The organism is Pseudonocardia sp. NPDC046786, assembly GCF_040645415.1.
In the GTDB taxonomy this organism is placed as follows: Bacteria; Actinomycetota; Actinomycetes; order Mycobacteriales; family Pseudonocardiaceae; genus Pseudonocardia; species Pseudonocardia kongjuensis.
Genome location: NZ_JBEYYF010000009.1, coordinates 216,367 through 230,606, shown reverse-complemented (window position 1 = coordinate 230,606; position 14,240 = coordinate 216,367). Strand labels below are relative to the sequence as shown.

Annotated in this window: 14 protein-coding genes; 7 read left to right on the top strand and 7 right to left on the bottom strand. The window is 74.7% G+C overall.

The annotated features are described in order from the left end of the window. Positions 1 to 145 precede the first annotated feature (145 nt). Together ABZ881_RS14365 and ABZ881_RS14360 are read left to right on the top strand one after the other, a co-directional pair. Entirely contained in the window at positions 146 to 922 is a 777-nt protein-coding gene (locus ABZ881_RS14365; protein ID WP_358484729.1) for an FCD domain-containing protein, read from the top strand. 33 nt (positions 923 to 955) lie between these two features. Then, positions 956 to 2,815, top strand: coding sequence for a helix-turn-helix domain-containing protein (locus ABZ881_RS14360; RefSeq protein ID WP_358484727.1), 1,860 nt, complete (start codon positions 956 to 958; stop codon positions 2,813 to 2,815). A gap of 9 nt (positions 2,816 to 2,824) precedes the next feature. On the opposite strand, the gene ABZ881_RS14355 is transcribed toward ABZ881_RS14360, so the two are convergent. The 3 genes from ABZ881_RS14355 to ABZ881_RS14345 all read right to left on the bottom strand — a co-directional run bounded on the left by ABZ881_RS14355 (position 2,825) and on the right by ABZ881_RS14345 (position 6,443). Further along, complete coding sequence (locus ABZ881_RS14355) at positions 2,825 to 3,661, bottom strand: CPBP family intramembrane glutamic endopeptidase (protein ID WP_358484725.1); 837 nt, start codon at positions 3,659 to 3,661, stop codon at positions 2,825 to 2,827. A 72-nt stretch (positions 3,662 to 3,733) separates the two neighbouring features. Then, positions 3,734 to 3,955, bottom strand: a complete 222-nt coding sequence (locus ABZ881_RS14350) for a hypothetical protein (RefSeq protein ID WP_358484723.1) — start codon at positions 3,953 to 3,955, stop codon at positions 3,734 to 3,736. A gap of 322 nt (positions 3,956 to 4,277) precedes the next feature. Beyond that, complete coding sequence (locus tag ABZ881_RS14345) at positions 4,278 to 6,443, bottom strand: DUF222 domain-containing protein (protein WP_358484721.1); 2,166 nt, start codon at positions 6,441 to 6,443, stop codon at positions 4,278 to 4,280. A 359-nt stretch (positions 6,444 to 6,802) separates the two neighbouring features. On the opposite strand from ABZ881_RS14345, the gene ABZ881_RS14340 reads away from it, so the two are divergent. Next, positions 6,803 to 7,072, top strand: a complete 270-nt coding sequence (locus ABZ881_RS14340; RefSeq protein ID WP_358484718.1) for a hypothetical protein — start codon at positions 6,803 to 6,805, stop codon at positions 7,070 to 7,072. A 295-nt stretch (positions 7,073 to 7,367) separates the two neighbouring features. Here ABZ881_RS14340 and ABZ881_RS14335 read toward each other — a convergent pair whose 3' ends face one another. The 4 genes from ABZ881_RS14335 to ABZ881_RS14320 form a co-directional block, all read right to left on the bottom strand. Beyond that, the gene (locus tag ABZ881_RS14335) at positions 7,368 to 7,559 is read right to left on the bottom strand and encodes a three-helix bundle dimerization domain-containing protein (RefSeq protein WP_344022153.1); all 192 of its coding nucleotides are present in this window, start codon (positions 7,557 to 7,559) and stop codon (positions 7,368 to 7,370) included. A 155-nt stretch (positions 7,560 to 7,714) separates the two neighbouring features. Further along, positions 7,715 to 8,863 (bottom strand): DUF418 domain-containing protein, encoded by a 1,149-nt coding sequence (locus ABZ881_RS14330; RefSeq protein ID WP_358484716.1) that lies wholly within the window; start codon positions 8,861 to 8,863, stop codon positions 7,715 to 7,717. Then, positions 8,860 to 9,534, bottom strand: a complete 675-nt coding sequence (locus ABZ881_RS14325) for a response regulator transcription factor (RefSeq protein ID WP_358484714.1) — start codon at positions 9,532 to 9,534, stop codon at positions 8,860 to 8,862. The genes ABZ881_RS14330 and ABZ881_RS14325 overlap by 4 nt, the downstream gene beginning before the upstream one ends. Further along, on the bottom strand, positions 9,531 to 10,658 hold the full coding sequence (locus ABZ881_RS14320; protein WP_358484712.1) for a histidine kinase: 1,128 nt from the start codon (positions 10,656 to 10,658) through the stop codon (positions 9,531 to 9,533). Before ABZ881_RS14320 ends, ABZ881_RS14325 begins: the two co-directional genes overlap by 4 nt. A 113-nt stretch (positions 10,659 to 10,771) precedes the next feature. On the opposite strand from ABZ881_RS14320, the gene ABZ881_RS14315 reads away from it, so the two are divergent. The 4 genes from ABZ881_RS14315 to ABZ881_RS14300 all read left to right on the top strand — a co-directional run bounded on the left by ABZ881_RS14315 (position 10,772) and on the right by ABZ881_RS14300 (position 14,225). Next, positions 10,772 to 11,704 (top strand): ABC transporter ATP-binding protein, encoded by a 933-nt coding sequence (locus ABZ881_RS14315; RefSeq protein ID WP_358484710.1) that lies wholly within the window; start codon positions 10,772 to 10,774, stop codon positions 11,702 to 11,704. Further along, positions 11,701 to 12,489 carry an ABC transporter permease gene (locus tag ABZ881_RS14310; RefSeq protein WP_358484708.1) on the top strand — a complete coding sequence of 263 codons (789 nt, stop codon included), beginning with the start codon at positions 11,701 to 11,703 and terminating at the stop codon, positions 12,487 to 12,489. Before ABZ881_RS14315 ends, ABZ881_RS14310 begins: the two co-directional genes overlap by 4 nt. 130 nt (positions 12,490 to 12,619) lie before the next feature. Continuing rightward, positions 12,620 to 14,032, top strand: coding sequence for a fatty acid desaturase (locus ABZ881_RS14305; protein WP_358484706.1), 1,413 nt, complete (start codon positions 12,620 to 12,622; stop codon positions 14,030 to 14,032). A 1-nt stretch (position 14,033) separates the two neighbouring features. Next, positions 14,034 to 14,225 carry a ferredoxin gene (locus ABZ881_RS14300; RefSeq protein WP_358484704.1) on the top strand — a complete coding sequence of 64 codons (192 nt, stop codon included), beginning with the start codon at positions 14,034 to 14,036 and terminating at the stop codon, positions 14,223 to 14,225. Positions 14,226 to 14,240 lie beyond the last annotated feature (15 nt).

Genomic DNA, 14,240 nt, shown 5'->3' with positions numbered 1-14,240 from the left:
AGTCCGCCTCGACGAGCAGCGCCTCTTCCGGGAGACGCTGCGCGACTTCGTCGACTCCGAGATCGTCCCGGTGGCCCGGGAGTGGGAGCAGTCCGGAAGTCCATCTCAGTCCCTCCCCAGCGCGCCGGCGTCGCGGAGCGTGACCATGAGCCCGAGTCCGGGACGTCCCGCCGACGCCGCCGCGACACCGCAGGCACCCACGGCCCGGCTGCAGGTGCAGCGGGTCCGCCCGGCCTACCGGCAGGTCGCCGACGAGCTGCGCTCGCAGATCATGCGCGGCGCGCTCGCACCCGGTGAGCGGCTGCCCGCCGAGAGCGAGCTGACCGGCATGTTCGGGGTCAGCCGGTCCACCGTCCGCGAGGCGCTGCGGGTGCTGGCCAGTCAGCACCTGATCGACACCCGGCGCGGGGTGCAGGGCGGTTCGTTCGTCGCCGCGCCCGATCCGGCCCGGCTGGTCGAGGACGTCGGCGGCGCGCTCGGCGTGCTCGTCGCGACCCCGCGGCTGGGGATGGCCGACCTGCTGGAGGCCCGGCTGCTGCTGGAGCCGGCCGCCGCCCGGCTGGCCGCGCAGCGGGCCGCGCCGGAGACGATCGAGGCGCTGCGCGCGGCCGCCTCGGCGCCGCGCGATCCTCGTGACCCGAGCGGGTTCGTCGAGCACATGGACTTCCACACCACGGTGCTCATGGCGACCGGGAACCTGATGCTCACGATGATGGGCCAGCCGGTCGGCGACGTGCTGCGGACCCGGCTGGACCGGGCCGCGGTCCCCGCGCACCGCTGGGCCGAGGTCGACGCCTGCCACGCCGAGATCACCGAGCACATCGCCCGCGGCGAGGCCGCCGAGGCCGAGGACGCCATGCGCAACCACCTGCTCGACCTGCGCGATCTGTACGGCAGGCCGGGGGCCTGGAAGTCCGGCTGAGACCGGAGCCCGGTGCGCGGGCAGGATGACCGGGTGCGCACCGTCCTCGACCTGCTCCGGCTGCTCGCCGACCGGGCCGACGGCGCCGCGCCCGCCGAGGAGCTGGCCCGGGTCGCGGCCGAGCTGTCCGGATCCGCACCGGAGGCCGGTGCGCTCGCGCTGCGGGTCCGCGCCGCGATGGACGCCGGCCGCCGCCGGGAGTCCGAGCTGGCCGCGCTCGTCGCGATCGCCCGGGACCTCGCGTCCGAGTCGGACACCGGCTCGGTGCTCGACACCATCGTCCGGCGGGCCAGGGCGCTGCTCGGCACCGACATCGCGTACCTGACCCTCTACGACTCCGAGCGCGGCGACACCTACATGCGGGTCACCTCGGGCTCGGTGTCGCACCGGTTCCAGACGCTGCGGCTCCCGCTGGGCGCTGGCCTCGGCGGGCTCGTCGCGGCCAGCCGCACCCCGCACTGGACCGGCCGCTACGCCGGGGACGACCGCTACCGGCACACCGAGGAGATCGACACCGCGGTCCGGGAGGAGGGCATCGTCGCGATCTGCGGCACGCCGCTGCTGGTCGATGACGAGTTCGTCGGGGTGCTGTTCGCGGCCAACCGCTCGGCCCGCCCGTTCTCCGCCGACGACGCCGCCCTGCTCGGCTCGCTGGCTGCGCTGGCCGCCGTCTCGCTGGTGCAGGCCCGCCGGCTCACCGACACCGCGACCGCGCTGGACGCGCTGCGCGGTGCGCACGCCGCGATCGCCGAGGCGTCGGACGCGCACGACCGGTTCGCGGGCGTCGTGCTGGAGGGCGGTGACGTCGACGACCTCGCCGAGGCGCTGGGCAGGCTGCTCGGCTGCTGGGTGACGGTGCTGGACCCGGACGGCGTGCCCGCCGCCCGGCACGGACCGGTCCCGGCCGGCCTGGATGCCGCGGCGGCACTGCGGCGGGCCGGTGCCGCCTCGGGGCACCCGGTGCCGGTGCCGTGCGCCGGTGGCGCCTGGGTGACGCCGGTGATCGCCGGCGGGCAGCGCCTGGGCACCCTGCTGCTCGGCGGGCTCGCCGAGCCCGGCCGGGCCCCCGGCCTGACCCCCGGGCAGGTGCGGATCGTGGAGCGGGCCGCGATGGTCACCGCGCTCGTGCTGCTGCTCACCCAGCGCGCCGACGAGACCGACCGGAGCGACCGGGCCGACGGGATGGCGGAGCTCCTGGCGGCCGGCGAGCCGCGCCCGGCGACGCTGACCCGGCTCGCCGCGCTGGGCGTGTCCGTCCGCCGCCCGCACGTGCTGCTGGTCTGCCGGACCCATCCCGCCCGGCGGCGGGCGCTGGCCCGGGAGGCGGCGACCCTGGGCGGGCGGTCCGGCCTGGTGGGGGAGCAGGACGGCGCGGTCGTCGTGCTGCTGCCCGGCGAGGACCCGGCCGCGGCCGGCGCCCGGCTGGCCCGCCGGGCGTCCGAGCAGGACCCGGACGCCGCGGTGACGGTGGGCGCGGCGGGGCCGTTCCGGCCGGCCGACGGGGCCGGCCCGGTGCTCGCCGAGGCCCGCCGGTCGATGGAGGCGCTGCTCGCGCTGGACCGGGCCGGGGAGTCGGCGGCCGCCGCGGAGCTCGGGTTCGCCGGGCTGCTGCTCGGTGAGCGACCCGACGTCGCCGGGTACGTCACCGGGATCCTCGGACCGGTCGCCGAGCACGACGAGCGCCGCGGCAGCGAGCTGCTGCGCACCCTGGAGGCGTACTACGCGGCCGGGGCCAGCCCGACCCGCGCCGCCGGGGCGCTGCACGTGCACGTCAACACGGTCGCGCAGCGGCTGGACCGGATCGGGTCGCTGCTCGGGGACGGCTGGCAGGACCCGGAGCGGTCGCTGGAGCTGCAGCTCGCGCTGCGCCTGCACCGGCTGGGCCGGTCCTGATCACGGCGCTCAGCGCGGGCTGGTGACGAACAGGTCGAACAGCTCCGGGTTGTAGGCGTGCACCAGGATCCCGAAGATCACGATGTCGAACGTCAGGTGCACGGTCAGCACGTAGGTGAACGAGCGCGTCCGCTGGAAGATGTAGCCCTGCAGCAGCGCGAACGGGATCGTGAGCACCGGCCCCCAGCCGCGGTAGCCCAGCTCCCACAGGAACGCCACGAACACGGTGGCCTGCAGCAGGTTCGCCTGCCAGAACGGGAAGTGCCGCCGGAGCAGCGCGAACACCGTGCAGATGAAGAACAGCTCGTCCCAGAGGCCGACCGCGTTGACGCCGACGAACAGCCGGGCGATCTCGCTGTCCGTGCTGATCTCCGGCCAGTTCTGGTACGCGCCGGTGCCGATGAAGTACACCGGCAGGATCACGTACCCGGCGGCGACGACCAGCGCCAGGTAGCCGTACTCGAAGCCGCTCCAGCGCTTCCCGGTCAGCATCGGGAAGCGGATGATGTCCTCGCCGAACCAGAAGCGCGACACCAGCAGCGGCACCAGCACGGCCAGCGAGAGCACCACCGTGAACCGGAGCATCCCGGCGTCGCTGAGATCGGCCTCCAGCGACATCGTGCTGATGATCATCAGGCCGGCCGCGATCAGCCCGAGATGGCGCAGCAGCAGCCGGTCGACCGCGGCGGCGAGCCCTAGGCCCGCGACGATCAGCAGGTAGCCCACCGGACGGTGCTCGAAGCCGAACAGGGCCACCGCGGACACGGCGACCAGCGCCGCCGCCGCGAGCCGCCCGGCGGTGGACCGGTCGGTGTCGCTGCTGTCGGTACTCGCCCCGGCGCTCACCGGCCCAGCATGGTGGGGCCGGGGCGAAAGGGACAAGCCGGGCGGCGCCGGTGATGCTCGGTGTGGCGGTGGTCAGCCGGTGGGCTCCTGGTCGATGCCGGTGCCGGAGTCCCCCTCGACCGGATCGGTGTCGGCGTCGGTCTCGGGGTCGGTACCGTCGGCCCGCCCCTCGTCGCGGTCGGCGGGATCGGGATCGGTGGTTCGGCCGAGGACGCGCTCCTCGAGCTCGTCCAGGGCGCGCGCCGGGTCGACCGGGGGCTGTCCGGCGTCGTGCTGGTCCTCCTGCGCTGTCACAACCGCGGCGTACCCGTACCGCCGGTCCGGCATACCTGTGGCCCGCGGGCAGACGGGCGCGAGGAAGGCGAGCGGTGCTCCCGCCGGTCCGCCGCGATCGGTCCGCACGTGACGGCGGGTGCACAGGGGGCGGGGCGGCGAGCGTTCCGTCAGGCTGCGCCCGAGCCGAGCCGAGCCGAGCCGAGCCGAGCCGAGCCGAGCCGACCTGACCCGACCCGAGTCGACGCGGCTTGCTGCTCGCCTGCCTGGTCGAGGTCCCGGCCCGCGCCGGGCTCCCCGCGCTCGGCCCGATCGACGTGGTGTCGGCCCCCGATCCGACCGGTCAGAACGGTGGCGGGGTCGCGATCCGGGCGGGACCAGCTGGGTGGACCGGGTCGACCCACCCGGAGACCGGCCGTGGTCGTGGCCCCGGCATCGGCCCCGCAACGGGCATCGACACCGGGCTCGGGACAGGCAGCGGGTCCGGCATCCGGACCGGCACTGCAGCGGGCATCGACACCAGGGCCGGGACTGGCGGCGGTTCCGGTGCCAGGGTCGGATGCGTGCCCGTGCCCGTGCCCGTGCCCGTGCCCGTGCCCGTGCCCGTGCCCGTGCCCGTGCCCGTGCCCGTGCCCGTGCCCGTGCCCGTGCCCGTGCCGGTGCCGGTGCCGGTGCCGGTGCCGGTGCCGGTGCCGGTGCCGGTGCCGGTGCCGGTGCCGGTGCCGGTGCCCGTGCCGGTGCCGGTGCCCGCGCCCGTGCCGGTGCTCCTTGCGGTGTCGGTGGCCGTTCCGGTGCCCGTGCCCGTGCGCGTGCCGATGGTCGGGTCTGTGTCTGAGTGCGTCGTCGGGCGGGTGTCCGGGTCCGGGTAAGGGTCGGTGAGGTCGCGGTAGTCGTGGGGGTGCGAGGTGCTGGTCCAGCCGTGGGGGGTGATCCATTGAACGGTGCCGTCGGGGTGGGCGATGACCTGCCAGCCGGGTCGGTCCTTGAGGGTGTGGCAGCCGCGGCAGTAGCTGTGCAAGTTGTCTTCGCTGGTCTGGCCGCCGTGTGCCCAGGGGATGTGGTGGTCCAGGTCGCGGATGGGGTGGTCGCAGGCTGGGCCGCGGCAGTGGCCGTCGCGGGCTCGGACGTGGTCGGCCATGGCGGCGGGCGGGGTGTAAGTGGTGCGCCCGACGTTGTGGATGCGGCCGGTGGTGGGGTGGGTGACGAGTTGTCGCCAGGTGCCACCGGCGGCGAGTGCGCGGGCCGTGGTGGCGGGGATGGGGCCGTGGCCGCTGAGTTCGGCCGGACGGTTGCTGGTGCCGATGAGGGTGTCGAGGGCGACGACGACGTGGACCAGTGGCTTGCGGCCGATCACGTCGTTGGGGTCGGGCTTCTGTGCGAGGGCTCGGGTGAGGGCTTCGGTGAGGACCTCGGGCGAGATCGGAGGTGGGGCGCCGGCCGGGCCGGTGGATCCGGTGGGCCGGGTGGCCGGGCCGGTTGGGTCGGTGGGGGTGGGACCGGTCGGGCCGGTCGGTGGGTCGGTCCGACCGGCAGCGGCGGTGGCAGTGGTGGCAGTGGCGGCTGCGGCTGCGGCTGCGAGGACGCTGTTGACGGCGGCGTGGACCTGGCCGAGGTCGGTGGTGGTGAGGGTGCCTTGGAGGAGTTGGTGGGCGAGGTCGACGCGGCGTTGTTCGAGGGTGCGTGGGTCGTCGGTGCCCAGTGAGCGGGCGAGGCGATCGAGCGAGCGCCAGGAGGCCTGGGTGTCGTGGGCGGAGCTGGTGAGCCAGAGGGTGGCCATGGCGTCCTCGCCGTTCGACAGGCCGATCCGGCGGTCGGCCAGGGATCGTTGGTGGCGGCGTTCGGCGCCGTCCGGGTCGATCCTGGCCACGGCGCGGCGGAGCCGGTCGTAGATCTGGCGGCGGGTGGCTCCGGCGGCTCGGGCGAGGACGATGGTTTCGACCTGGTGGGCCTGGTTGTCGTCGAGGACGTCGGTGGCGCGGAGCACGGTGTCGACCTTGCTCTGGTCGAGCAGCCCGGTTTGCAGGGCGTCGAGGGTGGCGGGCAGGACGTGGGTGAGGCGTTGGGCGTCGGCGATGATGCCGCGGGCGCGTTCGCGGCTGATGGCCAGGACGAGGCCGAGTTCGTCGGGCACCCACTGTTCGACGGGGGTGGCTGTGGCGGCGCCGGGGCGGGTGGCGTGGCTGTCGCGGGGGTGGCGGTCGGCGTAGGCGGCGATCATGCGGTGTTCGAGGGCGGCGAGCCAGCTGCGGTGGCGGGCGGTGGCGGCGACGACTTCGAGCAGTTGGGTGTCGGTGAGCTGGCCGGCCACGGCGGCGGCGTACTCGATGTCGAGGGCGAGGCGGGCGCCGGGTGAGCAGTCGGGATCGATGACCGGGGTGCCGGGTGCGGGCCGGTAGCCGGCGAGCAGCATCTCGTCTTCCGGGTCGGGCTCGGGGGGTTCACGCTCGGCCCAGTAGGGGCGGTCGAGCACCACCTCGGTGAGCACCGCCTCGTCCACTCGATCGAACATGTATTCGATTATAGAGCGATCGGCGCAGTGCTCGCGAGCATCCGACCATGATCGTTTGCAATGGTGAACGACATCATCGACCGATGTGCGAGGGGCGCCCGCCGGCTCCTCGGCCGGACAGGGCGGTCGCCGGCCGGAGGTCGCGATCTCGATCGTTCCCGGGGGCGGGAGCCTCGGCTCCGGGTGCGTCCCGGCGGCCATCGGCGGACCGGCACCCGGAGGTCCCGGTTCCGTGCGGAACGTCGTCGTCGTGCGGACGGCGGCGGTGCCGTGCCGGTGGCGGTGCCGTGCGGCCGGTGGCGGTGCGGTGCGGCTGGCGGCGGTGCGGCTGGTGGCGGTGTCGTGCCGGTGGCGGTGCCGTGTGGCTGGTGGCGGTGCCGTGCGGCATCGCGCGTCGTTCGCGGTCGCGGGTGAACAGGACATCGACCTCTGCCTGCTCGGCGCTCCGGACGGCGAACGGCCGCCATCCGCTCCCGATCGGCGGGTCACCACCTCGATACCGGAACACCGGGGGACGACGCTCCGGTCCGGTCGACCGCGACGACCGCGACGACCGCGACGACCGCGACGACCGCGACGACCGCGACGACCGCGACGACCGCGACGACCGCGACGACCGATCACGCTAACCGCCCCGATCATGCCAATGACACCGATGTCGCTGGCCGTCCCGATGACGCCGACGCCGACGCCGACCATGCCGACGCCGACCACGCTGATGCCGACGCCGACGCCGACGCCGGATCACGACGACCGCCCCCGACCACGCCGACCGCCCCGGATCGCGCCGACGCCGGATCACGACGACCGCCCCCGACCACGCCGACCGCCCCGGATCGCGCCGACCACCCGGACCACCCCGACCACCCCGGATCACGCAGGCCGTGCGCGCCGGCGACCGGAACGCCGCTGCGACGGGCGCCGTCAGGCGTCAGCGGTCAACCGTGCCCTGGCCAGCCGCTCGACCAGCTCGGGCAGCGCACCGACCGGGCTGCCCCGCAGGTCCTCGCACGCCTCACGAACCGCCGCGCGGACCGCGTCCGGCGACGTGCCGGGCCCCAGCTCGGCCAGCAGCCGGGCGATCGCGTCGGTGGCCCGGGCGAGATCCGGGTTCACCGGCGGGCCCGATCGACGGCCCGCCCGGTGCCTGCGCCACACGCCCCCGTGAACCGCCCGATCACCCGCATGGCCGCCTCCGTCCGTCCCGGTCGTGCACGACTCCGGAATACCCGGCCTGCGGCGGATCATGCGCGGGTTCGCGATGGGGTGGCTCAGCCGGGCGTGCGCACGGCCGGGCCGGGATCGGGCAGCCCCCGGCGGACCAGCCTGCGCAGCAGCGCGTCCACCGGCCCGGGCCGGTCGAACCGTTCCAGGACGGTCGCGACCAGCACCGACGCCGACCAGGCGAGCACCGCCGCCAGCGCCGCCCCGGCCTCCCCGGTCCTGGCGCCGAACCCGACGAACGTCTGCGACAGCAGGCCGACCAGCAGGAACGACTGCAGCAGGTAGCAGGTCAGGGAGCGCCGTCCGGCCGCCGCGAGCGGGCGCAGCAGGACCGGCGGCCCCGCCCCCTGCAGGCGCGCACCGAGCAGGCCGAACGCCGCCGCGTAGCCCAGTCCGCCGGCCAGGCCGGACAGGATCTGCAGCAGCGTCGCCGCCGGTGCGAGCCCGGCCGGCAGCACGTCCTGCTCGACCAGGACCAGCGGCACCGCGGCCAGCACCGCCACCGGGATGCCCACCCACGCCAGCCTGCGCAGCAGCCCGGCGTACCGGCCGGCGTCCGCCAGCACCCGGTGCCGTCCGGCGAGCACCCCGATCAGCAGCGCGACCAGCACCGGCCACACCACGACATTGGACAGCACCGCCACCAGCCAGACGATCAGCCGGACGACCAGCCCCTCGACGTCGTGCCCGAGCATGCCGGGCGCGTACGGGCCGCTCGCGCCGTCGTCCACCGCGCCCAGGCTGAACAGCACGATCGCGACGCTGTTGACCGCGAGCAGCAGGTACCCGGCCCGGCGCACCGTCGCATCCGGCCGGAACACCAGCCCGGCGACCAGCAGCAGCGCCAGCCCGTAGGCCCCGAGGATCTCGATCGGCGCCACCAGCAGCGCGTGCACCAGGCCGAACACCAGCAGCCAGCGCCCGCGGCGGCGGATCGAGCGGCGCGCGTCCCGCTCGGACACCCCGGCGGCCCGCAGCCGGGTCACGCTCAGCACCAGGCCGTAGCCGAGCAGCGCGGCGAACATCGGGTACGCCCGGCTGTCCACCAGCAGCGTCGACCCGACCGCGACCACGGTGTCCGTGACCGACGGGACCGGCGGCGTGCCGGTCAGGTAGAGCGGGGCGTGCGCGAGCACGATCAGCAGCAGCATCGCGCCGCGGGCCAGATCGGGCGCGACCATCCTGGGGGTGCTCATCGGTTCCCCTCCGATCCGTGCGGTGGGTCGAGCAGGCCGTGGTGCAGCGCCCGCAGCACGGCCCGGGTGCGGTCCCGGGTGCCGAGCTTGAGCAGCACGCTGGACACGTGGTTCTTGACCGTCCCCTCGGCCAGGAACAGCACCTGCGCGATCTCCCGGTTCGCGTAGCCGCCGGCGAGCAGCCGCAGCACCTCCAGCTCCCGCTCGGAGAGCTGCTGGATCGGCACGCCGTCGTCGGGCGGGGCGGGGCTCTCGCGGACCGCGCGCAGCAACCGTTCGGTGATCGCCGGGCTGATCAGCGTCCCGCCGTCGGCGAGCGTGCGGACGGCGCCGGCCAGCTGCTCCAGGGTGACGTCCTTCAGCAGGTAGCCACGGGCGCCGGCGCGCAGCGCACGCAGCACCAGCTCGTCGTCGTCGAAGGTGGTGAGGACCAGGACCGGCACGTCGAGCCCGCGGGTGCGCAGCTCGTCGAGCGCCCACAGGCCGTCGTGCCGGGGCATCCGCAGGTCCAGCAGGACGACGTCCGGTGCGTGCTCGGCGACCGCCGCGACCCCCTCGGCGCCGTCGGCGGCCTCGGCGACCACCTCGATGTCGCCCGGGATGGCGAGCAGCCCGCGGATCCCCTGCCGGACCAGGGTCTGGTCGTCGACCAGGCAGACCCGGATGCTCACGGCAGCACCGCCGTCACCGCGAAGCCGCGTGGCACGGCCGGGCCGAAGTCGAGGGTTCCGCCGAGCGCGCCGGTCCGCTCGGCGAGGCCGCGCAGGCCGTTCCCGGGGACGACCTCACCGGACGTTCCGCGGCCGTCGTCGCGGGCGTGCAGTCGCAGCCCGCCGTCCGGCGCGGGATCGATCTCGATCCACACGTTCGTCGCGTCGGCGTGCCGGATCGCGTTGGTGAGGATCTCCTGCACGCAGCGGATCACGGCCACGGTGTGCTCCTCGTCGGTCTCGATGCCCTCGGCGACGGTCAGGTGCACCTGCGGGCGGGGTAGCTGCGCGGTGATCCGCTGCAGCGTCCCGGTCAGGTCGGGGGCCCGTCTGCGCAGCTCCCCGACGGTCGAGCGGACGTCGGCGAGCAGGTCCCGGGCGATACCGCGGGCCCGGTCGACGTGCTCGGCGTTGTCGCTGCGGTGGGTCGCGATCTCCAGCTCCAGGGCGAGCGCGGTGAGCTGGTGCCCGACGAGATCGTGCAGCTCCCGGGAGATCCGCAGCCGCTCCTCCGCCCGGCTGGTCTCGGCCAGCACGGCGCCGGCCGCAGCCAGCTCGGCGTGCGCCTCCGCCAGCTGGGCCCGGGACCGCTCCTCCCGGTGCAGGGCCACCAACAGCAGCACCGACGACAGCTGCAGCATCAGGTAGATCGCACCCGCGGTCAGCGATCCGGCGAGGCCCTGGTTGCCGCCGAGCATCCCGACCAGCACGACCACGCCGCAGTTGAACGCCACGATCGCGGCGGTCACCCGGAACGGCACCTGGAAGACCGACAGCGCGGCGGTGAACACCAGCAGGATCGGCAGCCAGCCGAACGTCGGCGCGAGCAGCACCAGTGCGGCGGCGGCCAGCACCAGCACGAGCAGCAGCCAGCGGCTCACGACCGGCCCGACCCACTCGTCCAGCCAGCCGCCGAGCACCAGCGCGGCCAGGAAGACCGCGTACAGGACCCACCACAGCCAGGTCGGCCCCAGCGGCCTGCCGCCGTCCGGGTCGAGCTGTTCCAGGGCCATCGGCACGGCCAGGAGCAGGCAGAGCGCCGTCATGATCGCGCCGGCCACGACGTTCGGGTCGATCCTGCGCATACCGGGCACAGTAGACGGGCGGACCAGCCGCCCCGGAGTGCCGGAAGTCATGGGCGCCGGTCACGACGTCCGGCACTCACCGCGGGGCCCGGCCGCCGGACAGGGTGTGTGCCATGGATGCGATCGAGGTGCACGACCTGCACAAGCGCTACGGGGACCGGGTGGCCGTCGACGACGTCGGGTTCACCGTCCGGGCCGGTTCGGTGACCGGGGTGCTCGGCCCGAACGGCGCCGGGAAGACCACCACCGTCGAGTGCGTCGCCGGACTGCGCCGACCGGACCGCGGCACCGTCCGGGTGCTCGGGCTCGATCCGTGGCGGGACCGGCGCGCGGTCCGCGCGGTGCTCGGCGTGCAGCTGCAGGATGCGGCGCTGCACGACATGCTCACCACCGCCGAGCTGGTCCGGCTGCACCGCGCACTGCACCGCAGCGGCCGCGACCCCGCCGAGCTGATCGACGCGGTCGGCCTGACCGAGCAGGCCGGGATCCGGTTCGACCGGCTCTCCGGCGGCCAGCAACAGCGGCTCTCAGTCGCGCTGGCCCTGGTCGGGGCGCCCCGGGTGGTGATCCTCGACGAGCTGACCACCGGGCTCGATCCGCGGTCCCGGGACGGGATCCTGGAGGTGGTGCGCGACCTGGCCGCGGACGGCGTCACGGTGCTGCTGGTGACCCACCGGACCGACGAGATCGAGCGGCTCTGCGACCGGGTGCTGCTGCTCGACGCGGGCCGGGTGGTCTCCGACTCCACACCGGCCGGGCTGGTCGAGAGGGCCGGGCTGGCGCAGCAGGTGCGGTTCCGGACGGCCGGGGGGGTCGACCGGAGCGCGCTGCTCGGCCTGCCCGGGGTCGGTGAGGTGCGTCGGGTGGGGGAGGAGATCACCGTCTCCGGGACCGGTGACCTGCTCGGGCCGGTCGGGGCCGAGCTGGTGCGCCAGGGCGTCGTCGCCACCGGGCTGCAGGAGGACCGGCCCAGCCTCGACGACGCGTTCCTGGAACTGACCGGACGCCGGCTGGAGGCCGGCCGGGACACGGAGGTACCGGCATGACCACGACGGAAACGACCCGCACGGCCCGCACGACCGGGACGCCGCTCGCCGGCTGGACCGCGCTGATCGCTGCCGAGGCGCGGATGGTCGCCCGGGACACCGCCGGGCTGATCGTCCCGTTCGCGCTGCCGCTGCTGATCCTGGCGATGATCGGGCTGACCATGCCGGACGTCCCGCCGCAGGCCCTGGCCGGGCGGACCCCGCTGGAGGCGGTGGGCATCCCGATCGCCGCGGCGACCGTGCTGGGGCTGGTCGGCGTGGTCAACGTGCCGAGCTTCCTGGCGACCTACCGGCGCAGCGGGGTGCTGCGCAGGCTCGGCGTCACCCCGGCCGGCCCGGTGCCGGTGCTGGTGGCCCAGGCCGTCGTCGGGCTCGCCCAGGCCATGGCCGGGATCGGACTGGCGCTGCTGGTCGCGGTGCTCGGTTTCGGCGCCGGGATGCCCGCGTCGCCGTGGGCCGCGCTGGGCGGACTGCTGCTGGCGACGGCGGCGTTCTTCGCGCTCGGCGCGCTGGTCGCCGCACTGGCGCCGACCACGAACGCGGTGATCGCGATCGGCCTGGTGATCTTCCTGGGCACCGGCGCGGTGGGCGGGATGTTCGGCGACCCGAACGCGCTTCCCGGTCCGCTCGCCGAGATCGGGAAGGTGCTGCCGTTCGGTGCGACTGTGGAGGTGCTCGGGACCGCCTGGCGGGGGGTGCCGCCGGACCTCGGCGCGGTGGCCGGCCTCGCCGTCACCGCGGTCGTCGCGGCGGCCGGGGCGGCCCGCTGGTTCCGCTGGGGATGAGCCCGGACCCGGTCTTTGTGCACCGGGACCGAACGCGGCGCGCGGCTTCGTACCCGGGACCGAAGGAACGTGACCGCGATCTCCCTACCGTTCCCCACGTCCGTCAGAGCCGACGCGAGGGAGAGCAGCCGTGAAGACCTACCCGCTGGCAGAGCCGGTGGACGGGAAGGACACCTGGCAGGACGGCAAGCGCTACGCCTGGCTGCTGGGCCTGGTCGTCCCGGTCCTGCCGTTCCTCGCGATCGGGCTGCACCAGCTCACCGGGCTGTCGGTGATGCTGTGGCTGGGCCCGATCGTCGTACTGATGATCGTCCCGGCGATCGACCTGTTCGTGGGCGAGGACCCGACGAACCCACCGGACGAGATCATGGCCGACCTGGAGGAGGACCGGTACTACCGCTGGGTCACCTACGCCTACCTGCCGATCCAGTACGCGGGCCTGGTCACCGGCATCTGGTACATCGCCTCGGCCGGGGCGCCGACGATCGGCAACATCGGGCTCGCGATCACCCTCGGCACCGTCTCCGGGATCGCCATCAACACCGCGCACGAGCTGGGCCACAAGCGGGAGGACGTCGAGCGCTGGGCCGCGAAGATCGCGCTCGCACCGTGTTTCTACGGCCACTTCTACGTCGAGCACAACCGCGGCCACCACGTCCGCGTGTCCACCCCGGAGGACCCGGCGTCGGCCCGGATGGGGGAGAACTTCTACCGGTTCTGGCCGCGCACCGTGTTCGGCTCGCTGGCCAGCGCCTGGCGGCTGGAGCGCAAGCGCTACGCCCGCCGCGACCGGCACCCGTTCCGGATCGGGAACGACGTGCTCAACGCCTGGTTGATGTCGGTGGTGCTGTGGGGCGCGCTGATCGCGCTGTTCGGCTGGGGCGTGCTGCCCTACCTGCTGGTCCAGGCCGTGTTCGGGCTGACCCTGCTGGAGCTGGTCAACTACATGGAGCACTACGGGATGCTGCGGCAGAAGGTCGGCCCGCCGGACCGCCGCCGCTTCGAGCGGGTCACCCCGGCGCACTCGTGGAACTCCAACAACATCGCCACCAACGTGCTGCTCTACCACCTGCAGCGGCACTCCGACCACCACGCGAACCCGACCCGCCGGTTCCAGGCGCTGCGCGACTTCCCGGACGCCCCGGTGCTGCCGACCGGCTACGCCGGGATGATGCTGGTCGCCCTGCTGCCGCCGGTGTTCCGCCGGATGATGGATCCGCTGGTGATCGCGCACTACCGCGGCGACCTGCGGCTGGCGAACCTGTACCCGGCGAAGCGGGAGAAGCTGCTCGTCGCGTACCCGCCGCCCGCCGACGAGATCCCGCAGGAGCAGGCCGACCACGCCCGCCGGAAGCAGGCCGACGACGTGAGCGCGACCCGCTGCCCGGGCTGCGGCTACATCTACGAGGTCGCCGCCGGCAACGAGGCCGAGGGGTTCCCGGCGGGCACCGCCTGGTCGGAGATCCCGGACGACTGGACCTGCCCCGACTGCGGGGTCCGCGACAAGGTCGACTTCGTCGCCCTGGACCGAGAGGGCGTGTGAGATGCGGATCGTCGCCGACGTCGGCGCCTGCGAGGGCTACGGGATGTGCGAGGCCATGGCCGACGGGTACTTCGAGATCGGCACCGACGACGTCGTGGTGGTGCACGACGAGCAGCCGCCGGAGGCCGACCGGGAGCACGTGCACGCCGCGGTGGCGGCCTGCCCGGCCCGGGCGCTGCGCCTGGAGGGGTGAGCCCGCTACGGTGCC